This window comes from Pseudarthrobacter sp. Hb11 (assembly GCF_059383655.1).
In genome coordinates, this window is record NZ_JBWZCM010000003.1 from 84,674 (window position 1) to 106,726 (window position 22,053).

Annotated in this window: 20 protein-coding genes and 2 riboswitches; of the genes, 5 read left to right on the forward strand and 15 right to left on the reverse strand. The window is 65.1% G+C overall.

The window, feature by feature from the left end:
* Nucleotides 1-8: 8 nt before the first annotated feature.
* The 12 genes from cycA to AC50X7_RS07090 form a co-directional block, all read right to left on the reverse strand.
* Nucleotides 9-1,484: a D-serine/D-alanine/glycine transporter gene (cycA, locus tag AC50X7_RS07035; RefSeq protein ID WP_494978336.1), complete on the reverse strand. Its 1,476-nt coding sequence runs from the start codon at nt 1,482-1,484 to the stop codon at nt 9-11.
* Complete coding sequence (locus tag AC50X7_RS07040) at nt 1,474-2,307, reverse strand: methylenetetrahydrofolate reductase (RefSeq protein WP_494978337.1); 834 nt, start codon at nt 2,305-2,307, stop codon at nt 1,474-1,476. Before AC50X7_RS07040 ends, cycA begins: the two co-directional genes overlap by 11 nt.
* Nucleotides 2,308-2,361: 54 nt before the next feature.
* Nucleotides 2,362-3,369, reverse strand: coding sequence for a lipoyl synthase (gene lipA, locus AC50X7_RS07045; RefSeq protein ID WP_494978338.1), 1,008 nt, complete (start codon nt 3,367-3,369; stop codon nt 2,362-2,364).
* A gap of 13 nt (nt 3,370-3,382) precedes the next feature.
* Nucleotides 3,383-4,810 (reverse strand): L-serine ammonia-lyase, encoded by a 1,428-nt coding sequence (locus AC50X7_RS07050; RefSeq protein ID WP_494978339.1) that lies wholly within the window; start codon nt 4,808-4,810, stop codon nt 3,383-3,385.
* Nucleotides 4,811-4,969: 159 nt separating this feature from the next.
* Complete coding sequence (gene glyA, locus AC50X7_RS07055) at nt 4,970-6,283, reverse strand: serine hydroxymethyltransferase (protein ID WP_494978340.1); 1,314 nt, start codon at nt 6,281-6,283, stop codon at nt 4,970-4,972.
* A gap of 11 nt (nt 6,284-6,294) precedes the next feature.
* Nucleotides 6,295-6,678 carry a glycine cleavage system protein GcvH gene (gene gcvH / locus AC50X7_RS07060; RefSeq protein WP_494978341.1) on the reverse strand — a complete coding sequence of 128 codons (384 nt, stop codon included), beginning with the start codon at nt 6,676-6,678 and terminating at the stop codon, nt 6,295-6,297.
* A gap of 195 nt (nt 6,679-6,873) precedes the next feature.
* The gene (gene gcvT, locus AC50X7_RS07065) at nt 6,874-8,010 is read right to left on the reverse strand and encodes a glycine cleavage system aminomethyltransferase GcvT (protein ID WP_494978342.1); all 1,137 of its coding nucleotides are present in this window, start codon (nt 8,008-8,010) and stop codon (nt 6,874-6,876) included.
* A 9-nt stretch (nt 8,011-8,019) separates the two neighbouring features.
* Nucleotides 8,020-10,890: an aminomethyl-transferring glycine dehydrogenase gene (gcvP, locus tag AC50X7_RS07070; RefSeq protein ID WP_494978343.1), complete on the reverse strand. Its 2,871-nt coding sequence runs from the start codon at nt 10,888-10,890 to the stop codon at nt 8,020-8,022.
* 52 nt (nt 10,891-10,942) lie between these two features.
* A riboswitch (glycine riboswitch) is annotated at nt 10,943-11,050 on the reverse strand.
* A gap of 1 nt (nt 11,051) precedes the next feature.
* Nucleotides 11,052-11,149, reverse strand: a riboswitch (glycine riboswitch).
* A 195-nt stretch (nt 11,150-11,344) separates the two neighbouring features.
* Nucleotides 11,345-11,626 carry a hypothetical protein gene (locus AC50X7_RS07075; protein WP_494978344.1) on the reverse strand — a complete coding sequence of 94 codons (282 nt, stop codon included), beginning with the start codon at nt 11,624-11,626 and terminating at the stop codon, nt 11,345-11,347.
* Nucleotides 11,583-12,122 carry a hypothetical protein gene (locus AC50X7_RS07080; RefSeq protein ID WP_494978345.1) on the reverse strand — a complete coding sequence of 180 codons (540 nt, stop codon included), beginning with the start codon at nt 12,120-12,122 and terminating at the stop codon, nt 11,583-11,585. Before AC50X7_RS07080 ends, AC50X7_RS07075 begins: the two co-directional genes overlap by 44 nt.
* A 239-nt stretch (nt 12,123-12,361) precedes the next feature.
* Nucleotides 12,362-12,706: a hypothetical protein gene (locus AC50X7_RS07085; protein WP_494978346.1), complete on the reverse strand. Its 345-nt coding sequence runs from the start codon at nt 12,704-12,706 to the stop codon at nt 12,362-12,364.
* Nucleotides 12,707-12,835: 129 nt separating this feature from the next.
* The gene (locus AC50X7_RS07090; RefSeq protein WP_494978347.1) at nt 12,836-12,970 is read right to left on the reverse strand and encodes a hypothetical protein; all 135 of its coding nucleotides are present in this window, start codon (nt 12,968-12,970) and stop codon (nt 12,836-12,838) included.
* A gap of 287 nt (nt 12,971-13,257) precedes the next feature.
* Here AC50X7_RS07090 and AC50X7_RS07095 point away from each other — a divergent pair, with 287 nt between their 5' ends.
* Nucleotides 13,258-13,647 (forward strand): hypothetical protein, encoded by a 390-nt coding sequence (locus AC50X7_RS07095; RefSeq protein WP_494978348.1) that lies wholly within the window; start codon nt 13,258-13,260, stop codon nt 13,645-13,647.
* Between the two features lie 604 nt (nt 13,648-14,251).
* Here AC50X7_RS07095 and AC50X7_RS07100 read toward each other — a convergent pair.
* Together AC50X7_RS07100 and AC50X7_RS07105 are read right to left on the reverse strand one after the other, a co-directional pair.
* Entirely contained in the window at nt 14,252-15,022 is a 771-nt protein-coding gene (locus AC50X7_RS07100; protein ID WP_494978349.1) for a GOLPH3/VPS74 family protein, read from the reverse strand.
* Nucleotides 15,023-15,111: 89 nt separating this feature from the next.
* Nucleotides 15,112-16,755, reverse strand: coding sequence for a serine hydrolase (locus tag AC50X7_RS07105; RefSeq protein WP_494978350.1), 1,644 nt, complete (start codon nt 16,753-16,755; stop codon nt 15,112-15,114).
* A 162-nt stretch (nt 16,756-16,917) separates the two neighbouring features.
* Between AC50X7_RS07105 and AC50X7_RS07110 the strand changes: the two genes are divergently transcribed.
* On the forward strand, nt 16,918-17,241 hold the full coding sequence (locus AC50X7_RS07110) for a hypothetical protein (protein WP_494978351.1): 324 nt from the start codon (nt 16,918-16,920) through the stop codon (nt 17,239-17,241).
* 109 nt (nt 17,242-17,350) lie between these two features.
* Nucleotides 17,351-17,824: a GNAT family N-acetyltransferase gene (locus AC50X7_RS07115; protein ID WP_494978352.1), complete on the forward strand. Its 474-nt coding sequence runs from the start codon at nt 17,351-17,353 to the stop codon at nt 17,822-17,824.
* A gap of 84 nt (nt 17,825-17,908) precedes the next feature.
* Here the strand turns inward: AC50X7_RS07115 and AC50X7_RS07120 are convergent, their stop codons facing one another.
* Nucleotides 17,909-18,382 (reverse strand): SRPBCC family protein, encoded by a 474-nt coding sequence (locus AC50X7_RS07120; RefSeq protein WP_494978353.1) that lies wholly within the window; start codon nt 18,380-18,382, stop codon nt 17,909-17,911.
* A 215-nt stretch (nt 18,383-18,597) separates the two neighbouring features.
* Here AC50X7_RS07120 and AC50X7_RS07125 point away from each other — a divergent pair, with 215 nt between their 5' ends.
* Together AC50X7_RS07125 and AC50X7_RS07130 are read left to right on the forward strand one after the other, a co-directional pair.
* On the forward strand, nt 18,598-19,152 hold the full coding sequence (locus AC50X7_RS07125) for a hypothetical protein (RefSeq protein WP_494978354.1): 555 nt from the start codon (nt 18,598-18,600) through the stop codon (nt 19,150-19,152).
* Nucleotides 19,149-22,016: an ATP-binding cassette domain-containing protein gene (locus AC50X7_RS07130; RefSeq protein WP_494978355.1), complete on the forward strand. Its 2,868-nt coding sequence runs from the start codon at nt 19,149-19,151 to the stop codon at nt 22,014-22,016. Before AC50X7_RS07125 ends, AC50X7_RS07130 begins: the two co-directional genes overlap by 4 nt.
* Nucleotides 22,017-22,053: the final 37 nt, after the last annotated feature.

A 22,053-nucleotide genomic window follows, 5' to 3' on the forward strand; every position in this document is an offset into this window, starting at 1 on the left:
TGCCGTGCTCACTTCTTCGCCCCGTCAAAGTCACGCCCGATGGCCGACGCCTCAGTGTCCATGTCCTGCGCCAGCTCCGACTGGAACCGCGCGAAACGGGCCACGTGGGCAGGACGGCGGCGCAGCACGAGCCAGGCGGCGCCGAGCACCAGGAACCACACCGGGGTGACCAGCAGCGCCATCAGGGTGTCAGGCTGCGTGGTCAGTGCCCACAGGACGAAGGCGAAGAACGCGAACACCGCCCACACCATGGGAATCCCGCCGGGCATCCGGTACTTGGACGCCGCGTGCAGGTGCGGGCGCCGGCGTCGGAATGCCAGGTAGCTGGCCAGGATGATGGACCAGACGAACACGAAGCAGACGGCGGACACGGTGGTCACCATTTCGAAGGCCTTGCCGATGTCCTGGCCCGCGTACATCAGGATGACGCCGGAGAGCAGCAGCACGCAGGAGAGGAACAGGGCGTTCTGCGGCACCTTGCGGTTGGACAGGTTGCGGAAGACCGACGGCGCGTCCCCCTCCTGCGCCAGCCCGTAGACCATGCGGGACGTGGAGTAGATGCCGGAGTTGGCCGAGGACATGGCCGAGCTGAGCACCACCAGGTTCACCACGGTGGCCGCGGCACCGAGGCCTGCCAGGGAGAACATCGCGATGAACGGGCTGTGGCCGGCCTGGAACTGGGTCCACGGGGTGACGGCCATCAGGATGATGAGGGCGCCCACGTAGAAAAGCAGCACGCGGATGGGGATGGAGTTGATTGCCTTGGGCAGGTTCTTCTCCGGGTCCTTCGCCTCAGCAGCCGTGGTGCCCACCAGTTCAATGCCCACAAACGCGAACACCGCGATCTGGAAGCCGGCAACAAAACCCATGAACTCGTTCGGGAACATCCCGCCATGGCTCCACAGGTTCGAGAAGGTGGCAGGGCCGGCGTCGGACTGGAAGCCCGTGAAGATCATGAACATGCCCACGATGATCAGCGCCGCGATGGCGATGATCTTGATCAGCGCGAACCAGAACTCGGTCTCGCCGAACGCCTTCACCGTCACCAGGTTCAGGAGCAGGAGGATGGCCACGGTGGCCAAGCCCGGGATCCACAGCGGAAGCCCCGGCCAGAGTTCCTTTGAATAACCGGCGATGGCGATGACGTCCGCGATGCCCGTGATGACCCAGCAGAACCAGTAGGTCCAGCCGGTGAAGAAGCCCGCCCAGGGGCCCAGGAGGTCCGCGGCGAAGTCACTGAAGGATTTGTAGTTCAGGTTGCTCAGCAGCAGTTCGCCCATTGCCCGCATAACGAAAAACAGCATGAAGCCGATAATCATGTAGACGAAAATGACGGACGGTCCGGCCGCCGAGATGGTTTTTCCCGAGCCCATAAACAGGCCTGTGCCGATGGCGCCGCCAATGGCGATCAGCTGGATGTGCCTGTTGGTGAGCTGCCGCTCAAGATGCGGCTCCTGGTGCGTCGTTGCAGGGTTAGTTGTCACGTGCTGCTCCTCGAATCAATGCTGTCTGGAGTGCTGAAGATGCAGCCTGGTCCGGGCCGGCCGGCACGGACTCAAGGCTGTTGAAGCTGTAAAGATGGATACCGGCGAGATTGCCCGGCTGGCTTTCCAGCCCGGTGATCAGGCTGTCCGGCGAGTAGCGGTCCCCGCTCAGGAGCTTGCGGGCCAGAGGGCCCTTGCGGCTCAGGAACTTCAGGGAACTTCCGACGCCGATCTGCGTGGACAGTGCCACAAGCTTGGTCCGCGGGACGGACCCCGCCACGCCCGCCCAGACGGGCAGGTGGACGCCTTCGCGGCGCAGGAGCGCCGCGAAGTCATGGATCTTTCCGGCGGAAAAGCACATCTGGGTGACCACGTGCGAGGCCAGGTGCTGCTTGGCCAGCAGCCCGTCCAGCAGGTCCACCAGGCTGACGAGGGGGTGCCCCTCGGGGTAGCCGGCGACGCCTGCGCGCATCATTCCGCTGCTGTACTGCGCGATGTCCTCGAGGACCGGAAGGGCCGAGTCATAGACTCCGGCGGGCTGTTTCCGGTCTCCCCCAATAACGAAGACCTCGCGGATTCCGGCCGCATCGCAGCCGCGGACGATGTCTGTCAGCTCTGCGCGGGTGCGGATGCTCCGCGCGGCCAGGTGCGGGATGACTTTATAGCCGGCGTCGGACAGTTCCACGGCGGTACGCATGGTCCGCTCGATGCCGTGGTGCGGCAGGCACGTGACGCTCAGCGTGGTGGTCGCGGGCACGAGGGCCTGGACTTGCTCAACGATGCCCTGGACGGGGATGATTTCGATTCTGACGGGGAACTTCATTGGTCCTCTCTCAACATCAGGTTCTTGGGCAACAGGGAAGCCGGGTACGGAAACTCAGGCCGTGGCCGCGAGCAGGGAGCTGGCTTCCTGGCGGGTGGTGCCGGAGGACTCGATGTGGGCGAGTTCGGCGGGGATTTCCCAGCCCTTCTTCCGCATCGCGGTGGCCCAGAGCCGGCCGGCGCGGTAGGAGGAGCGGACCAGCGGACCGGACATGACGCCGAGGAAGCCGAGCTCGGTGGCCTCGTTCTGGAGGTCCACGAATTCCTGCGGCTTGACCCAGCGGTCTACCGGCAGGTGCCGCTCGGACGGGCGCAGGTACTGGGTGATGGTAATCAGGTCACAGCCGGCCTCGTGCAGGTCCTTGAGGGCTTCGGAGATTTCCTCTCGGGTTTCGCCCATGCCCAGGATCAGGTTGGACTTGGTGACCATGCCCAGGTTCCGGCCCTGCGTGATGACGTCCAGGGACCGTTCGTAGCGGAACGCGGGCCGGATCCGCTTGAAAATCCTGGGCACGGTCTCGACGTTGTGCGCGAACACCTCGGGTTTGGAGTCGCAGATCGCGGCGATGTGTTCGGGTTTGCCGGAGAAGTCCGGGATCAGCAGCTCCACGCCGGTGCCGGGGTTCAGTTCGTGGATCTTGCGGACCGTCTCGGCGTACAGCCACACGCCCTCGTCCTCGAGGTCATCCCGGGCCACGCCGGTGACGGTGGCATAGCGCAGCTGCATGGACTGCACGGAGCGGGCCACCTTGGTGGGTTCGAACCGGTCCACCGGGGACGGTTTGCCGGTATCGATCTGGCAGAAATCACACCGGCGGGTGCACTCGGAGCCGCCGATCAGGAACGTGGCTTCCTTGTCCTCCCAGCACTCGAAGATGTTGGGGCAACCGGCCTCCTCACACACCGTGTGCAGGCCTTCCTTTTTCACCAGGTTCTTGAGCTGGACGAACTCCGGGCCCATCTGGACCTTGGCCTTGATCCACTCCGGCTTGCGCTCCACCGGGACAGCAGAGTTGCGCTGTTCAACGCGCAAAAGCTTCCGGCCATCAGGTGCCAATGTCATTAGTTTTCTTCCTTCAGCATTCGACGACGTTGACGGCGAGGCCGCCCATCGCCGTTTCCTTGTATTTGGAGCTCATGTCCCTGCCGGTTTCGCGCATGGTCACAATCACCTCGTCCAGGGAGACGCGGTGGGAACCGTCGCCCCAGAGCGCCATCTTCGTGGCGTTGATCGCCTTCGCGGCGGCGATCGCGTTCCGTTCGATGCAGGGCACCTGCACCAGCCCGCCGATGGGATCACACGTCAGGCCCAGGTTGTGTTCCATCGCGATTTCGGCGGCGTTTTCCACCTGCGCCGGGGTTCCGCCCATCACTTCGGCCAGTCCGGCGGCGGCCATCGACGATGCCGACCCCACCTCGCCCTGGCACCCAACCTCAGCACCCGAGATGGAGGCCTGCTCCTTGTACAGCACCCCGACGGCGCCCGCGGCGAGCAGGAACCTCACCACCACGTCGTCGCGGTCCTCCTGGGTGGCGTTCTCCATGCCCGGAGCAAAGTGCAGCGCGTAATACAGCACTGCCGGAATGATCCCCGCCGCACCGTTGGTGGGCGCGGTAACCACCCGGCCGCCAGTAGCGTTCTCCTCATTGACCGCGAGGGCGATCAAGTTAACCCACTCCTGCCAATACTTCGGGTCGTGGAACTCCTGGTCCTGGCCTTCGCTGTCCGGCCGTGAACTTTCCTTTTTCAGCCGGTCGTACCAGTCCGGGGCGCGACGCCGGACCTTCAGTCCCCCGGGCAGCACGCCTTCGCGCTTCAGGCTGCTGGCCACGCAATCCTCCATGACGGACCAGATGTGCAGCAGCCCCGCGCGGATCTCCTCAGGGGTGCGGCTGTCCTCCTCGTTGATCCGCATGACGTCGCTTATGCCGAGCCCGGTTTCCCGGCAGTGTTCCAGCAGTTCGGCAGCGGTGCGGAAAGGCAGCGGCAGTTCCTTTTTGGATTCCTCAAGCTCCTGCTGGGCCGCGTCCTCCTCACCTTCGCGGACGATGAAGCCACCGCCTACCGAGAAGAACGTGGCAGTGTGCAGGACGTTGCCGCCGGCGTCGGACACGGTGAAGGTCATGCCGTTGGTGTGCCGCGGGAGGATGGTCAGCGGCCGCAGGACCATGTCCTTCACCCCGTACGGCAGCGGCACGGCGCCGGCAAGCTGCAGCACCCCGGTTTCGGCGATGGTTGCCAGCCGTTCCTCCACCTCTTCGGGCAGGATCAGCTCCGGATGGAAGCCCTCCAGCCCCAGCAGGATCGCTGTCATCGTCCCGTGCCCGTGGCCGGTCGCCGCGAGCGACCCGTACAAATCAACCCGCAGCGAAGCCACGTCCGCGAGCTTGCCGAAGCCCTTGAGCTCCTCCGCAAAGACAGCAGCAGCCCGCATCGGCCCCACAGTGTGCGAACTAGAGGGCCCAATCCCAATGGAAAAAAGGTCGAAGACTCCAACAGCCATTACTTGTCCTAACTAAAACAGTGGGGTGGGTGGAGCGGCACCCAAGTGAGAGGACCGCGAGCGCCGGCGGAGCCGGACTTTTCGAAAGCGTGCGTCAGAGGCGAGGAACGAGCCAGCACGCGTGAAAAGTCCGGTCCGCCGTCGCGGACGCAACCGAGGTCAGGACAGAGGCGCGACGCCCGGGTAGAGGGGGTGGGCTTTCGCCAACTCCTCAACGCGGTGACGCAGCCCCGAAAGGTCCGTGCCGGCGTCGGCCGTCAATGCTTCGGCGATGATGTCTGCAACCTCGTGGAAGGCTGCCTCACCGAAGCCGCGGGTAGCCAGCGCGGGAGTGCCGATTCGCAGGCCGGAGGTGACCATAGGTGGGCGCGGGTCGAAGGGGACGGCGTTGCGGTTGACGGTGATGTCGATTTCCGCGAGCCGGTCCTCGGCCTGCTGGCCGTCGAGCTCGCAGTTGCGCAGGTCCACCAGGACCAGGTGCACGTCGGTGCCGCCGGAAATCACGCTGATGCCCTTGGCCGTGACGTCCGGCTGGACCAGTCGCTCGGCCAGGATCCGGGCACCGGCCAAAACGCGCTCCTGGCGCTCCTTGAACTCGGCCGACGCTGCGATCTTGAACGCCACGGCCTTGCCGGCAATGACGTGCTCCAGCGGGCCGCCCTGCTGGCCGGGAAACACAGCCGAATTGATCTTCTTGGCGATGTCGGCGTCGTTCGTCAGGATGATGCCGCCGCGCGGACCGGCCAGGGTCTTGTGCGTGGTGGACGTGGTGACGTGCGCGTGCGGCACCGGCGAAGGGTGCAGTCCCGCGGCGACGAGCCCGGCAAAGTGCGCCATGTCCACCATCAGGTAGGCGCCCACAGAGTCGGCGATCCGGCGGAACTCGGCGAAGTCCAGCTGGCGGGCGTAGGCGGACCAGCCGGCTACGATCAGCGCCGGCTTGGTTTCCTGCGCCAGGCGCTCCACCTCGGCCATGTCCACGGTGTGGGTGTCCTCGCGGACGCCGTACGGCACCACGTTGTAGAGCTTGCCGGAGAAGTTGATCTTCATGCCGTGCGTAAGGTGGCCGCCGTGGGCCAGGTTCAGGCCCATGATGGTGTCGCCGGGCTTGATCAGCGCATGCATCACCGAGGCGTTGGCCTGTGCGCCGGAGTGCGGCTGCACGTTCGCGAAACCGGCGCCGAAGAGAGCCTTGATCCGGTCGATGGCGAGCTGTTCGATGACGTCCACGTGCTCGCAGCCGCCGTAGTAACGCTTGCCCGGGTAGCCCTCGGCGTACTTGTTGGTCAGCACCGAGCCCTGCGCCTGCATCACGGCGACGGCGGTGTGGTTCTCTGAGGCGATCATCTCCAGGCCGTCGCGCTGGCGGGTGAGTTCGTCGTCGATCTTCGCCGCGACCTCGGGATCCAGCGCGGAGAGGTCCGCGTCCAGGGACGGGGAGACCACCTGCTCGAAAGCCGCCGTGGTGGTCATGCCCGCGCCGCTCACAGCTCGCCGCCGTTGGCTGCGGCGTACTCTTCAGCGGACATCAGGGGGCCTTCTTCTGTGACGGCCACCTTGAACAGCCAGCCCGCGCCGTAGGGATCGTTGTTGATCAGCGCGGGGTCGGAGACCACTTCGTCGTTGATCTCGACGACTTCACCGGTCACCGGGGCGTAGAGGTCGGAGACGGACTTGGTGGATTCCACCTCGCCGCAGGTCTCCCCCGCGGTCACGGTTGCGCCAACCTCGGGCAGGTCCACGTACACAATGTCGCCCAGGGCCTCTGCAGCAACGGCCGAAATGCCGATGTTGGTAGGCCCGGATCCGTCAACAGCAACCCACTCGTGCTCGGCGGAGTACTTCAGTTCAGCAACAACTTTTGCCATGTGTGTTTCCTTAGGTTCGTGTTTTGAAAGTGAGAGAGGGTTAGCCCAAACCCCGCAGTAAGTGAGCGAGCGTTTGGCCCCTTCGGGACCGGCCTCCGGAAGCGTGCGTCCAAGGGAGCGTCACGTCCGCGCAGCGGGCGTCTTCGCGACCGAGCACGCGGAGGATGTCGGACCCGACGGGCCGGCAGCGTCCGCCTACTGCTGGCGCCTGTAGAACGGGAGGGCTACAACCTCGAAGGGCTCGGGCTTGCCGCGGAGGTCGATGTCCAGCTTGGTGCCGGGTTCTGTGTGTTCGACGTCGACGTAGGCCAGAGCGATCGGGTACCCCAGGGTGGGGCTGGGCTGGCCGGAGGTCACGTCGCCCACGACGGTGCCGTCCTTGAGGACCGGGTAGTGGCTGCGGCCGGCGCGGCGGCCGAGGCCCTTGAGGCCCACGAGCCTACGGCCGGACGTGGATCCGGCGCCCAGTTCCTTGAGTTCCGCCAGAACGGCCTTGCCGATGAAGTCGGACTCCTTCTTGAGCGAGACAACCGGGCCCAGGCCTGCGGCGTAGGGGTTGCCGTCGCGGGAGAGCTCGTTGCCGTAGAGCGGCATGCCGGCTTCCAGGCGGAGCGAGTCGCGGCAAGCCAGGCCGGCGGGGATGAGTCCGTGGCCCGCGCCCACCTCCAGCAGCGCGTCCCACAAACGGGCGGCGTCCTCATTGGGAACGTAGATTTCGAAGCCGTCTTCGCCGGTGTACCCGGTGCGGGCCAGCAGCAGCTCCTGGCCGGAGATTTCCACCTCGACCGCTGCGTAGTACTTCAGTTCGTTCACCAGCGAGTGCTGCCCGGCGGGGACCAACTGCAGCAGGATGGCCTCTGCGTTCGGGCCCTGCACGGCAATCAGCGAGGTCTCGGCGGAGACGTCTTCCACGGAGACATCGAAGCCGGCTGCCCGCTCGGCCAATGCCGCGGCCACAACCGCAGCGTTGCCCGCGTTCGGGACTACCAGGTACTTGTCCACTCCTTCTTCAGGAGACGGGCGGCGGTAGGAGATGAGGTCATCAATGATGCCGCCGTCTTCCTGGCAGATCAGCGAGTACTTGGCCTTGCCCACAGCCACGGCGGACAGCTTGCCGGCCAGGGCGTAGTCGAGGAAAGCTCCGGCGTCGGGGCCGGTGACCCAGACTTCGCCCATGTGGGAGAGGTCGAACAGGCCGGCGGCGTTGCGGACGGCGTGGTGTTCGGCCAGTTCGGAGCTGTACTTCAGGGGCATCTGCCAGCCGCCGAAGTCGGTGAAGGAGGCCCCGGCGATCTTGTGCTGCTCGTAGAGCGCGGTGTAGTTCTCAGTCATCGGAATTCCTTAGTTCTCAAATGCAGTGTTGTCCTCGAACGCTTCGAGGGGCGGGCAGGAGCAGACCAGGTTGCGGTCCCCTGCTGCGCCGTCGATGCGCCCGACCGGCGGGAAGTACTTATCCTGCCGGAGCGAGGCCACCGGGAAAGCGGCCTGCTCACGCGGATACGTCCGGTTCCAGTCGGAAGAGACGACGGCGGCTGCCGTGTGGGGTGCGTTGCGCAGCGGAGACTTCTCCACGGTGTAGTCACCGGCGGCCACCTGGTCGATTTCCTTGCGGATGGTGATCATTGCCTCGATGAAGCGGTCGATCTCCGCGAGGTCCTCGGACTCGGTGGGCTCCACCATGAGTGTGCCCGCCACCGGGAAGGACAGCGTGGGTGCGTGGAAGCCGAAGTCGATGAGGCGCTTGGCCACGTCCTCCGCGGTAACGCCGGTCTTGGCGGTCAGGTCGCGCAGGTCCAGGATGCACTCGTGTGCCACGAGGCCGCTCTCCCCGGTATAGAGGACCGGGAAGTGCTCGTCCAGGCGGGCAGCCACGTAGTTCGCAGCGAGCAGCGCGGACTTGGTGGCCTCGGTCAGGCCCTGTCCGCCCATCAGCTTCACGTAGGCCCAGGAAATGGGCAGCACGCCGGCGGAGCCGAAGCGTGAAGCGGAGATCGCGACGCCGTGTCCGGCCTCGTGCGCAGCCTTGTTGGCATCACCCGGCATAAACGGCGCCAGGTGTGCTTTCGCAGCAACAGGTCCGACGCCGGGTCCGCCGCCACCGTGCGGGATGCAGAAGGTCTTGTGCAGGTTCAGGTGGGACACGTCGCCGCCGAACTTCCCCGGCTGTGCCAGCCCGACGAGTGCGTTCAGGTTGGCGCCGTCGACGTATACCTGGCCGCCGGCCGCGTGGATAGCATCGCAGACTTCGCGGACGTCGGCGTCGTACACCCCGTGGGTGGACGGGTAGGTGATCATGATCGCCGAGAGGACGTCCTTGTTGGCTTCGATCTTGGCGTGCAGGTCGGTGTGGTCGATGGTGCCGTCGGCGGCAGTAGCCACCACCACCACCTTCATGCCGGCGAGGACGGCGGAGGCTGCGTTGGTGCCGTGGGCCGAAGCCGGGATCAGGCAGACGTTGCGCTGAGCCTCGCCTCGGGAGTGGTGGTAACCGCGGATCGCCAGCAGGCCGGCCAGTTCACCCTGGGAACCGGCGTTGGGCTGGATGGACACCTGGTCGTACCCGGTGATCTCGGCCAGGTCGGCTTCGAGCCCGGAAATCAGCTCCCGCCAGCCGGCAGTCTGAGAATCCGGGGCAAACGGGTGGATGGAGGCGAACTCAGGCCAGGAGATGGCTTCCATCTCGGCGGTGGCGTTCAGCTTCATGGTGCAGGAGCCCAACGGGATCATGGTGCGGTCCAGCGCCAGGTCCCGGTCCGAGAGGCGGCGGATGTAGCGCAGCAGCTGGGTTTCGGAGCGGTGCGTGTTGAAGACCGGGTGCTGCAGGTAGGTGGAGGTGCGCAGCACGGACTCAGGCAGCTCGAACCCGGAAGCCGCCGCAACGGGGCCGGCGCCAAAGGCGACAACAACCGCGGACAGGACCTCCGGCGTCGTGGTTTCATCGACTGACACGCCAACTGTGTCCGCATCGATGAGGCGCAGGTTGATGCCGCGGGCTTCGGCGGCGGTGATCACCTTGGCGGCCTTGCCGGGCACACGGACGGTGAGGGTGTCGAAGAAGGTGTCGGACACCAGTTCGCGGCCGGCGGTCTTCAGCGTGGTGGCCAGGGCGCGGGCGTTGTTGTGGACCGTTTCTGCGATCGCCTTCAGGCCGTCGGGGCCGTGGTAGACGGCGTAGAAGGAGGAGACGATGGCCAGCAGGGCCTGCGCGGTGCAGATGTTGGAGGTGGCCTTCTCGCGGCGGATGTGCTGCTCGCGGGTCTGGAGGGCCAGGCGGTAGGCGGGGACGCCGGCGTCGTCCTTGGAAACGCCCACGATGCGGCCGGGGAGGGTGCGCTCCATGCCCTGGCGGACCGCCATGTAGGCGGCGTGCGGGCCACCGAAGAACAGCGGGACGCCCAGGCGCTGGGTGGAGCCTACGGCGATGTCCGCGCCCTGCTCGCCCGGCGGGGTGATGAGGGTGAGGGCCAGGAGGTCGGCGGCGACGGTGACCAGCGCGCCGCGGTCCTTGGCCGCGGCGATGACGGCGGTCTGGTCCCAGACGCGGCCGGAGACGCCGGGCTGCTGCAGGACCACGCCGTTGATGCTGCCGTCGGGCAGTCCGTCGGTGAGGTCCGCGACCTCCACCTCGAAGCCGAGGGCTTCGGCGCGGCCGAGGACGATGGCGATGGTCTGCGGGAGGAGGTCGGCGTCGAGGACGGTCTTGCCGTCCTTCGCGGCCTTGTCCTTGTTGGCGCGGCGCATCAGGAGCACGGCTTCGGCGACGGCGGTGGCTTCGTCGAGCAGGGAGGCGTTGGCAACCGGAAGTGCGGTGAGGTCCTGGACCATGGTCTGGAAGTTCAGCAGCGCCTCAAGCCGGCCCTGGGAAATTTCGGGCTGGTACGGGGTGTAGGCGGTGTACCAGGCAGGCGCTTCGAGGATGTTTCGGCGGATCACCGGCGGGGTCACGGTGTCGTAGTAGCCCTGGCCGATCATCTGCACGGCCATCTTGTTTTTGCCGGCGAGCTTGCGGAGTTCGGCGAGGACCTGGACTTCACTGAGGGCGCTCTCGAGGCTGAGCGGCTTGTCCTGGCGGATGGAATCCGGGACCGCGCTGTCTACCAGGCCATCGACGCTGTCGTAGCCAACGGCCTTGAGCATGGTGTCGATGTCGGACTGGCGGCGTGCGCCGATATGGCGGTCTGCGAAGGTGGTGGGGGACGATTGAACCGTCATGAGGGGAACTCCATAATTCAGGTGGCGCCTAAGCACCACGTTGATTCGGGTTCCTCCCCGCTCTGTATTGGACCTGAGAGTTTTGCGTTGCACTGCTCTTGAGCAGGGCGCCACTTGCACCGTCGGTGAGTCCGGTTGCCCGGACTGCTTTCCAGAGTTGCCTTGCCGCGGCGGTACGTGGGCCTGAGAGATTCCTGGGGAGGATTTGCTCCTACGGCGCCTGCAGAACGTACCGGCAGGACTCTCCCGCCGCAGATCATTAGCACGTGCCACTGGTGGGTGACACGACTCACACCTTACCGTGTTCCGGGCCGAGTGGCAAAATTACCGTCCGATGGGTCGGAAATCTGCCCCGCACCCGGACGCATCGTTCCCGGGCGGCGAACGACGGCGGGACGTCCCGCCGTCGTGATCTCACCAAGGCGTCACAGGCGCCGCCGGGGACGGCAGGCGTTCAGCCTTGTTCCGTCGCAGCGACCGGAGCCGGTGCAGGAGCGTCGCTGGCCAGCGGTTTCCGCCGGCGATAGATCTGGGCGCCGATGGCTGCGGGGATCACAGCCAACGCGGTAACCCGCATCCAGGGCCGGTCCAGGACATGGCCGGTGAGCGCATCCAGTGAGTAGGGCCCGGAACCCCCGATGGTGAACGCTGCTGCGGCCAGGCCCAGCACCGCGGGGTACTCCAGGCCGCCCTCAGTGGCGAAAAAGCCGTTGGGTTCGCGGGACAGGCGTTGCACCGCCCGTACCCATGGGGGTCGGTATCGCGGTGTCTACAGAGAAGAGCCGCATGTAGTTCTCACACATGCTGACGCCTACATTGGCAGGGACAAGTGCCCCGCCTACTGCCACCCGGAGCCCCTCCGAAAAGTTTGTGCCCCCGGGCAGGGCGACCGCCTTGCCGTCGAAGCGGGTCCCGGCCGGAAAAATCAGGGTGTAGTCGTAGCCACTCTGGTCGCGGAGAACCATGCACCCGGCTCCGTCGGTTTCCAGGACGCCATGGCGCTGGCCCGGTTCCCTGGGCGCGGTCGATTCCCCCGTGTGGACCACAGCCTTCTTGCCGGCGGCGCTCGTGATGACGGCCATCGGCATGTCATCCTCAGTAGCCTGCCCCAGCGGCGACTCGGCTGTTGCGGGCTCCGTCGCGCCAGGCGCGCTGTGCAGAGGCGGCGCGGCACAAGACACGAGCATGAAGGCGGCGGCAGCGACAAAACCTACGGTAATCCGGCGTTTCATATCGTCCCCCCGACGTTTGATGGCCCCAGCCTAGCCCCGACAACAAATCCCGGATACGCCTTACCGGAGGACCTTGACTTCGCGGTCCTGGCCGATCCTGACGGAAACCGCTTCTGCGTCATTGACAAGAGCCCGCGGTAACGCTGCGTACCTGGGACAGCAGCGGCCGACGGCGGGATTTCCCACCGCCGTCTGCTGCCTGCACAGGGCCCTCCATCGCGCCCTGTGCAGCGCTTCGGTCAGGCGGCCAGCGGTAGATCGAACAGCTGCTCGGCCAGCCTGACGAGGTGGCGGGGAGCGTCGGCCTCTTCGCCCGGGCCGCCGCGGCCCAGGAACATGGCCGTCCCGTGGATGGCTTCTTCCAGTTCGACCCCCGCTTCGCGCATGAGGACCTCCGCCCGGAGGTTCTCCGTGTATCTGATTCCCCCGCTGTCCAGATACACGTGCCAGTCCCCGCCGGCCACAACTCCAACTTCCCCAGCGGCCAGCCGTTGCAGTGCTGGCAAGTCCAACTGGACCAGTCCGATGTGAACCGGATGGACGAGGCGGGCAGGGACAATCAAGGCATTGAAGGAAGTGTTCATGGCGGTGGTCCTTGTAACTGAGCAAGCGGCCTGGCCCGGCGGCGGGGGCAGCGGCCTTCGGATTCTGTTGGAATGGCGCGGGCAGCCGACCGGGCTAGGAGTCCCAAATTTGGCTGCCCGCTGGTTTGTTTAGCGCTGGTTCTTGCGCGGCTTCACAAAAGCAATTTCGCTGTTTTCGGCTTTTGCTCTTTTGTCGGCTCTTTTTTCAAGGATTGACTTGCCGGCCTTTTTAGCGGCGCTGCTTTTCGGAGATTTTCCTGACATCGGAATCACGCCTTTCCATGCTTTGCGTTACCCCATACCATACCTACTTTTATTTATTTATCCAGTTCCTGATAAACCCGCTTCCGCCGGAGACTGCGCGGACTGTTCAGGGCTCCGAAGAATGACCGATACAGTCAAGCAGCTTTTTGGATAATGACCGAAAACCCGCTTTTTCTATTTTCCGTCAGCAGCTGCACAAAAACTGAAATTGCCCGAATCGGGGCTGCGGCTTCCTTACCGGGAGATGCCAGCACTGCTTGCGCCCGCTTCACAGGACAGGAACAGTCATGACCTACGAGCGAAACCTAACCTTCAACCTCAGGATCCGCGGCTTGTCGGAGCCCGAAATCTCGGAAGTTCTCGACGAGGTACGGGCTCACCAGGCATCAGCAGGAACCTCAGCGGCAACAGAATTCGGCCCAGCTGAGGAGTACGCGAAGCAGTTCCCCAAGAAGAAGCGGCAGACCCTGGGACGCGATGTCACGTCCCTTGGAGCTGCGTTGGCGCTTGCTTACATTCTTCTTGTCGCCCTCTTGATGCTTGTCTTTAAAATCGACATCCGCGACTTCGTAGGGCCCGTCACGCTTATGCCGGCAGCCATCGTCATCCTGGCAGGCGTCCTCGCAGGATTCCTCATTGACTATTTCAAACCAGCACCAGGCCGTTCAGTCCGCTAAGCACCCGAACGCAGTACTCGCGAGACTTGGTGTACCAGCCCCATGGTTTTCGGGCCTAACCATCCGCCAGGTCCTCAAGCGCTCCAAACGGCATGGTCAGGGTGGCACTCTTCGCTGCTGGGGCCGGCAAGTATCGCCCGAATCTTCCCGTAGTCGAACACACCTCTGCCCCAATCCACTTCCAGGGCGTGTAACGCCTGTCGGTTCCGGCGCTCCGCTTCACACTCAGGCATAGCCGTTGCTGTTGTGCCTTGCTCCAGAAGGAACAGGCCTGGCCGCTCACCAGGTGTGACAGCAGTGATGATCTGGTCGCTCATAGTCATCCCCCAATACTGCGCAGATACGGTCCGGTGTAGTGCTGATCACCGGGTGCCAAACTATCCCAGCAGCAGGTCGGTTTGGTCAAGACCCCGGCCAGTATTGGCATGGGGCAGGGTGGGCTTCCGGGTTTTCATGGAGCAGTTGCGGCCGGTCACTTCGCCCTGGTGCAAGGAATGTCGGCATGCTCGTATTTCTGGAGACGGACCGGCTGTTACTTCGGCAGTTTGATCGGCGTGATGCTGGCCTGCTCGTAGAGCTCGACGGTGATCCGACTCGGGCAGCGTTACAGGTTTGCGGTTTCTTCCTCCGCCAGCCTGATCAGGCGAAGCTCGTCCTCCACCGCGCGGGACGGCCAATAGTCCTTCGACAGCTCGCTGGCCCGGATCCTGTCTGCATCGGGGAAAAGCTTGCCGAGTAGCCCGGCGGCCTGCAGCAGGGCAATCAGCACTATGGTCCGAGGGTCAGGCGCCTTGGTTAGGGGCTTGGCAGCAGGCGTCTTGGCGTCGGGCGTCGCGGACCCGGCCGTCCCGGACGCCCCACCGACAACGCCCGTCCCGTCAGCAGTTTCACTGGTATCCGGCGCCTCGAGGTTGGATGCAGGACCGCTGAGCGCGGCCTCGATCCTTTTCAGCAGCGCCGCCTCAGGAGCATGGTCCTTCTCCGGGAACCGCACGGCACGGAACCGGCCCAGGTGCTTTTCACCCACGTGTTCCACGATGCCCAGTGACACCAGCCCGTCGTAGACACGCAGCACTTCGGCGCGGCTCTCCAGCACGCCCACCCACCACTTGGGAGTGTGAGGCCGGGACTTCGCACGGATGAGTTCCAGTTCGTGCTCGAACTCAGTGGCCGGGGTGGCACCGGTTGCTTTGACGCGCTTCCCCTGCAGCTCCACAGCACCGAGCAGGTCCAGCTCGGCCAGAATTGCCCCTGCCACCGTGGTTCGAAGCGCGAACAGCGGCACTTCAGGTTTGCCGCTTGTGTCGTTTGTGGCCAAAAGCAGGAAGGCCTGGGGAAGGTTCAGCTCCACCGTTTGAGGCGTTTCAGCATCCATAGCATCATGGTGGCGCAGTTCGCCAGCCACCACAATGATGATTTGAACGGCCGACGGCGGGCCGTCCCGCCGTCGTCCGAATCCCACCCTTACGAGGCCCGCGTGAAAGTTCCCAGCCCGGTCCTGTCGTAGAAGTCCAGGGTGACGCTTGGCGTGGATCCGCCGCTTACTCCGGCAAACAGCGCACCGGCCAGGCCATTGGCGTTCTCGCCGATGGATTCGAAACTGAACGTGTCGCCGTCAAAGTGCGTGAGCTGGAACGTGGTGGGGCTGCCGGTGGGTCCCAATCTCATGGTCAGTTTCCCGCCTTCCTCCAGGACCACCAGCGGACCATAGTAGGAGTTGTCATAAATGCCGGTGTAAGTACTGATCGCTTTGGCGGGAGCCGGGTTGGGTGGAATCTTGGTGTAGTCCACCTTGGGCTTCTCGGACTCATCTATTTGTTTGAATACGCCGGCGGTGAATGCCAGCCAATCAACCGTGGGCGATCCATGCTGGGCTGTATCCAGGAAGCCTGCGGCGATTGCTTCAGGAATTCCCTGTGGGCGTCCGTTGGTCAGGACCACAATGCCCAATTGCTCACCGGGAAGCATCGAGACGGCGGTGGCGGCGCCAAGATAAAAGGCGCCGGAGTGCCCCAGCTGGACCCGGGCCTGGTCGTCGTAGGAGACGTTCCAGCCGAGCCCATAGAAGCGGGAGCGGGCAGCCGGAGCCGACGCCGGCCCGGAGACCGCATGGGGAATGCGGGTGGTTTGAAGGGCCGCCGCATCAATAAGGGGCTGACCCTCGTAACTGCCGTTGGCGAGCTGCAGCCGGAGCCATTGGGCCAGGTCCCGCACGGACGAACTCGCGCCCCCGGCCGGAGCCTCGGCATCGGCGTTACGCTGGTATTTCGCCGCCCACTGTTTGTTCCCGAGCGGCACATGGATGATGGCCTTGTTTGCGGCTTTAGCGTAGTCCGAGTAGCGGTAGCTGCTGGCGGACATTCCCAGTTTCCGGAACAAGACCTCGTCGGCCAGGTCCTCCCAGGTCATTTTCATCGCGTCGGCTGCTGCCTGGCCGGCCTCCGTGAAGCCGAAATTGCTGTAGTTGTAACTGGACCGGAACGTATCAAGGGGCTCCTGGTTGAGATGGCCGAGGATGTACCCACGATCGAATCCGAGGTCCTCAAGCAGGTCACCCGAACCCGTTTCCAGCCCGCTGCGGTGCGCCAGCAGATCCGCAAAGGTCGCGTTCCGCGTGACGTAGTCATCCTTGAGTGCGAAGTTCTTGTTATATCCAACGACGGCGTCGGTCCATTTGAAGACTTCCCGGCCCACCAACGCCGCCACCACTGTGGATGCCAGGGGCTTGGACACAGAAGCCAACTGGAACACCGTGTCAGCACCGACCTTCTCGGACTTCCCGACCTCCCGCACCCCAAAGCCTTTGGAGTACAGCACCTCGTCCCGGTACACCACGGCGACAGCCATGCCGGGCAGCCCGGTGTGCTCCATGGCACCCTGGATCTGTCCGTCGAGCCGGCCCAAGGCATTATCGACCTTCGGCCGGTCCAGCAATGGTTCAACCTGTCCCGGCGGGGCAGGGAGAAGTGGTGCCGATGTCGCTGACGCTTGCTGGGCAGATTCGACGGTGCAAGCGGACAGCAGGGGCATGGAGGCGACTCCGGCCGCACCAATCCCGGCCGCTTTGAGCACCGTACGTCGGTTCGGCGTAACGGAACCATTATTCATTTCGAATCCTTGATCCTTGGGCGGTGAGTGCTTTCAGCAGGCCCCAGCCTTCCCGACAGCCTTAATGGTGAACCCCGCAGTGGAAGCAAGCAATGGATGCTGCGGAACTCGGGCGGGCTTAAGCTGTTACCAGCACGTCCTTCCAGCACCCGGGAAGTCATCATGGACACTGAAACCGCCGATGTGACCGGTCATGATGTCACCACCATCGTCTGCGTGTGCGGCAACACCGTCAGCCAGGACGGACTGATCCAGGCCAACTTCCAGGGCGTACCCGTTCACTCGGGAGGAGACACCCCAGTCCCCGCAGGGCTTGCGGCCTGGCCCGCGGATGAGGATCTCTACACCCTGTGCCCCAAATGCGGCCGGGTGTACCGCGACACCGTCATTGAAGAAACAGGAACCGCGCCCGTCGCTTTCCAGGTTGACGTCGCCACTGGCCCCATTGCAGAGGCAATTCAGGTCCACTGGCGACTCAGCACCTAGACGCTGCCCGCGGTGCCCTGTGAGCGTGGGAACCTGCGCGACGGCCGAACCTTCCGCCGTCGAACGCTTCCGGCTGTGGCCTGTCCCGCCAAGCGGGTAAATTATGGCAATGATTTCCATTGACCGGGACGATCCCGCACGGGGCGATGTTCACCAGCTCCTGAGTGAGCACCTGGCAGACATGTTTGCCACCTCGCCGGCCGAAAGCGTCCATGCCCTGGACCACTCCGCGCTGTCCGCGCCGTCCATCACGTTTTGGACCGCCCGCGACGACGGCCGCCTGCTGGGCTGCGGCGCACTGAAGCTCCTGGAATCCCCGCCCGGCTCAGCCATGCACGGCGAGATAAAGGCCATGCGCACCAATGCCACGGCAAGGGGACGTGGCGTGGCCACCCGCATGCTCAGGCATATCCTCGACGACGCTAAGATCCGAAACTTCGAACGCGTCTATCTTGAGACCGGCACCGAGGACTACTTTGCTCCCGCGCGGCGCCTGTACGCCCGGAACGGCTTCACTGAGTGCCCGCCGTTTGCCGACTACGTCCTGGATCCCAACAGCGTGTTCATGGAACTTCGCCTGTAGGCGGAAGACTTCCTGAAGCGGACGACGGCGGGCGCCCACCCGCCGTCGTCCGCTTCACTCTGTCCGGAGCCGGCAACGCCCACCCTAGAACTGCCCGGTGGGACCGCTGTCCTTGACGTCGCCGCGCCAGCCGCCGGTTTCGGTACCGCGCGATTCAATGAACTCCTTGAACTTGCGCATGTCGGCCTTTACCTGCATCTCGTCGATCTTCAGTGCCGCGCCTGCTTTTTCAGTCAGGGTTTCCGGCGCCCACTCGAAATGGACCTTGACCTTCGTGTGGTTGGCATCCAGGGGCGTAAACCGGATGATGCCGGCATGGGACTTGCCGTCGGTGCTCCGCCAGGCGATCCGGTCGTCCGGTTCCTGGTCAACTATTTCAGTATCGAACTCCCGCTGAACACCACCCACCTTGGTAACCCAGTGGTTGGTGGTATCTGTCAGCTGGGTTACGGATTCCACACCGGACATGAACTGCGGAAAGGATTCGAACTGCGTCCACTGGTTGTACGCGGTCCGCACTGGAACTGCGACATCAACGGTCTCTTCAACGTGTTCCATCTGCTTCCTCCTGTCATCGGACGGCCGCAACGACAGACCGGCAGCACTTGCCATCCTGCCAATCAGGCAGCCGCCACCTCTGCACGATAAGTCCGGCGGCTACCGGTGTCCAGTGCCTCGGAAATCCCCGGGAAAGGCCTACGACGGCGGGAGACCTGACGTCACACAACGCGACGGCAACCCCATCCAGACAGGCCACGCCCTACCCTTAACAGGTGACTTTGACTAAGATCCGCACCGCCGCCGCGAGCTCGCTCGCCGCCGCCGGTCTCCTGTTTACCCTCGCCGCGTGTTCTGCGCCGGCAACCCCCCAGCCAACCACTTCTGCACCCGCCTCCACGGCAGCAGCCTCAACCAGCGCCTCCGAGCCCTGCGCCGGCGTGAAGGTCATCGTCGATTCCGGCGCCTTGAAGCAGTCAGCCGCCGACAAGTCCGTCTGCGTTGCCGTGGACGCGGCGACTCTCGCGTCGGAGGTACTCGCCGAAGCAGAGGTGAAAACCGAGGGCACTCCGAAGTATCCCAAGGACGTAGTGTGCCGTGTGAACGGTGTTCCCGCCGCGGACTTCGACATCACTCACAAGGCCGGCACGTATCGGGAAGAGTGCAAGGACATGCCCGCCGCCTTCGCCTACTGGTCCCTCTGGGTTAAGCCCGCCGCTGGCGACTGGGCCTACGCCCAGGAAGGCCTTGGCACCCTGAAGGTTAACCCCGGAGAAAGCCTGGAGCTGCTCTTCGCGGTCGACGGCGAACCGGCCGCACCCACCGCATGACCTTTCGACCCGCGCCGTTACGCGCAGCGGCGGCACTCGCCGTCGTGTTCATCGCGGCGCGGGTCATTTACCGTATTTTTTTCAACGGGACGGGTGCCGGCGAAGCGCTCCTGCTGGACCTTCCGGCGCTACGGCTGCCTGCCCCGTTCGCGCATGTGGTCTTCCTCGGGCCAGTCACGGCAGAAGGGCTGTGGGCGGCGGTTCTGTCCGCCGTGCCAATTGCCGGCATGATCCTGGGTTTCGGGCTCCTTAACGCCTGGGTGGATGTGTCCCGCGGCTTCGTGGTCCTGGCCCGGCGCGGTCCCCTACAAGGCATCGCCCGCATGCTTGTGGTGGCGTGGGCAGCGCTCCCTGCTCTTGCCGACGCCGTGACCTCCGTGCGCCTGGCTTTCCGGTTAAGGGGTGAACGCTTCGGCCCACGCGCCCTGGTGCCCGTACTTGAGCGAACCCTTGAGCACGCGGGCAGGGTGGCCGCGGCCCTGGAACTGCGCGGCTTCGGAAGCAGGGCAACGCACCAGCCCAGCCGAAGTAACGAAGCACCGGTCCTCATCCGGGACGCCCTCTTCCGCATCGGCAACGCACAGGTGCGGGTCGATACCTTCGCACCGGCAAGTGGTTCAATCACGGTGATCACCGGGCCAACAGGCTCCGGCAAGTCGACCATCCTGCGCGGCATGGCCGGTCTCCTCTCACACGTTGACGGTGGAAAAATTTCCGGCACCCTGCGCGTCGGTGGAAAGGACCGGGCCACCACTCCGCCACGCGATACCGCCCGACTCATCGGCGTCGTCCTGCAGAACCCCCGCGCCGCCTTCGCCTCCACGCGGGTCCGTGATGAAATCTCCCTCGCCCTGGAACTGCGGGGCCTGCAGTCCGGTGCCGCTAAGGCCCGTGTGTTCGAAGTGGCGGAGCGCGTCGGGGTGTCCGCGCTCCTGGATCGCGATCCCAGCACCCTCTCAGCAGGTGAAGCAACGCTCGTAGCCATCGCCGCCGCCGTCGTGGATTACCCGGCTTTACTCCTAGTGGATGAACCGTTGGCCGACCTCGACACAGCGGCACGAGCACGCGTCATCGCCGCGCTGCACGCCCTGGCCCGCGATGAAGATGTCTGCATCATCGTGGCGGAACACCGGGCGGAAGCGCTCGTATCGGATGCCGATTCGTGGTGGACCATCGACGACAGTGCCCTGGTGCCGGGTGTTGCGCCGTCCCCGCCTTCGTCACCTGCGGCTGCCCTTCCAACGCCCGTTCCGGCCACCGATCAGGCCCCCGTACTGACGGCGACAAAATTCTCGGTGCACCGCAAGGGCACGCCACTCGTGCACGAAGCGTCCCTGACCCTGCACCGCGGCGAAGTGGTGGCGCTGGTGGGGCCTAACGGAGCCGGGAAGTCGTCCCTCCTGGTGGCGCTCGCCCTCGGTGAAGGCACGGGTAGCGAAGGCGTGGGCGGCGCAAAAATGGTCGACGGCGTCACGGCCGACGGCGGTAGGGTCGCCCTGGTGCCGGACGCCTCGGACGACCTTTTCACCAGGGATACGGTCACGGCAGAGCTTCGCGCGGCCGAACGGCGCCTTGCGCGTCGAAAGAACGGCGGACAGCCAGCGACCGGTTTTGCGGCGTCACACCTGGCCCGGCTGCGCGGAGACGTCCGGATTCCCATAGGACACGAGCATCCCCGGGACCTCTCTGCCGGCGAGCGCAGGGTCCTGGCCATCGCACTGCAGACCATGGACCACCCCCAGGTGCTCCTGATCGATGAGCCCACGCGCGGACTCGATCCTGCGGCCCGTACAGCAGTGTCGGCGGCGCTGCGGGCGGCAGCGGACTCAGGCACGGCGGTGCTGATCGCCACCCATGACCTCGACTTTGCCCATGGCCTCGGCGCCCGGATCCTCCCGATGCGTGACGGCGTCGCGCCCTCTTCCCCAACAGAAGCTGCCCCGGCAACCGTCCCCGCGGCAGAGCCCTTTGCAGCCTCACGGGTCCCGGCACCACGGTTTATGGACGAACCAACAGCCTCAGTAAACGCTTCAAGAAAGCCCCGCATCCAGATGCCGCGGGGCGTCGAGCTCGCCGTTCTCGCAGCTGCAAACCTCCTGGCGCTGGCGGCATTCTGCTGGCCGCTGCTCGCCACGGCCCTCCCGCAGGATGCCGCAGCAGCCGTTCCCTACGCGGCGCTGGCGATGGCGCCCCTGGCCGCCGTCCTCGTCGCGGTGTCCCTCGACGGCTCGGTCCGATCGGCACACACTGTGGCGTTGCTCGGCGTCCTGGCGGCCATCGGATCGGCGGTGCGGGTGGCGAGTACCGGCGTCGGAGGTGTTGAAGCGGTCTTTATCCTCCTGATTCTTGCCGGCCGGGCTTACGGTCCCCGTTTTGGCCTACTTCTCGGCGCCGCCACCATCGCCGTCTCAAGCGTCTTGTGGGGAGGGGTCGGGCCCTGGACGCCATTCCAGCTCTTCGCCTGCGCCTGGGTGGGCGCAGGAGCGGGGCTGCTCCCCCGCCGGGTGCGCGGCAAGGCTGAACTGTGGATGCTGTGCGGCTATGGCGCCGCGGCGTCCTACCTGTTCGGCCTGTTGATGAACCTGTGGTTCTGGCCGTTTGCGGTGGGCGGGGGCACTGGAATCTCGTACGTGGCCGGCGCGCCGCTGGGTACCAACCTCAGCAGCTTCGTGATCTACTCGCTGGTGACGTCGACGGCGGGCTGGGACACCCTGCGTACCGTCACCACAATAATCGGAATCGTCTTGGTGGGGCGGGCCATTCTCGCCGCACTCCGGCGCGTGAAGCCGGTCTCCAGCGCGAGCGGGCAGGCCGCGAAGGCGCGTTCCGCCCCGGCCAGGGATCGGTTTCAACTCAGGGCCTGAGTGCTGCCAAAAATAGTGGCCGGGCCTGCCGCGGGTT

Coding starts and splice junctions, on each gene's coding strand:
- gcvH (WP_494978341.1), bottom strand. CDS start 6,678: ATGGCAAAAGTTGTTGCTGAACTGAAGTACTCCGCCGAGCACGAGTGG.
- lipA (WP_494978338.1), bottom strand. CDS start 3,369: ATGACATTGGCACCTGATGGCCGGAAGCTTTTGCGCGTTGAACAGCGC.
- AC50X7_RS07110 (WP_494978351.1), top strand. CDS start 16,918: ATGGACACTGAAACCGCCGATGTGACCGGTCATGATGTCACCACCATC.
- AC50X7_RS07085 (WP_494978346.1), bottom strand. CDS start 12,706: ATGAACACTTCCTTCAATGCCTTGATTGTCCCTGCCCGCCTCGTCCAT.
- gcvP (WP_494978343.1), bottom strand. CDS start 10,890: ATGACGGTTCAATCGTCCCCCACCACCTTCGCAGACCGCCATATCGGC.
- AC50X7_RS07130 (WP_494978355.1), top strand. CDS start 19,149: ATGACCTTTCGACCCGCGCCGTTACGCGCAGCGGCGGCACTCGCCGTC.
- AC50X7_RS07100 (WP_494978349.1), bottom strand. CDS start 15,022: ATGGATGCTGAAACGCCTCAAACGGTGGAGCTGAACCTTCCCCAGGCC.
- AC50X7_RS07105 (WP_494978350.1), bottom strand. CDS start 16,755: ATGAATAATGGTTCCGTTACGCCGAACCGACGTACGGTGCTCAAAGCG.
- AC50X7_RS07040 (WP_494978337.1), bottom strand. CDS start 2,307: ATGAAGTTCCCCGTCAGAATCGAAATCATCCCCGTCCAGGGCATCGTT.
- AC50X7_RS07095 (WP_494978348.1), top strand. CDS start 13,258: ATGACCTACGAGCGAAACCTAACCTTCAACCTCAGGATCCGCGGCTTG.
- AC50X7_RS07080 (WP_494978345.1), bottom strand. CDS start 12,122: ATGAAACGCCGGATTACCGTAGGTTTTGTCGCTGCCGCCGCCTTCATG.
- gcvT (WP_494978342.1), bottom strand. CDS start 8,010: ATGACTGAGAACTACACCGCGCTCTACGAGCAGCACAAGATCGCCGGG.
- AC50X7_RS07050 (WP_494978339.1), bottom strand. CDS start 4,810: ATGGCTGTTGGAGTCTTCGACCTTTTTTCCATTGGGATTGGGCCCTCT.
- AC50X7_RS07120 (WP_494978353.1), bottom strand. CDS start 18,382: ATGGAACACGTTGAAGAGACCGTTGATGTCGCAGTTCCAGTGCGGACC.
- AC50X7_RS07090 (WP_494978347.1), bottom strand. CDS start 12,970: ATGTCAGGAAAATCTCCGAAAAGCAGCGCCGCTAAAAAGGCCGGCAAG.
- glyA (WP_494978340.1), bottom strand. CDS start 6,283: ATGACCACCACGGCGGCTTTCGAGCAGGTGGTCTCCCCGTCCCTGGAC.
- AC50X7_RS07115 (WP_494978352.1), top strand. CDS start 17,351: ATGATTTCCATTGACCGGGACGATCCCGCACGGGGCGATGTTCACCAG.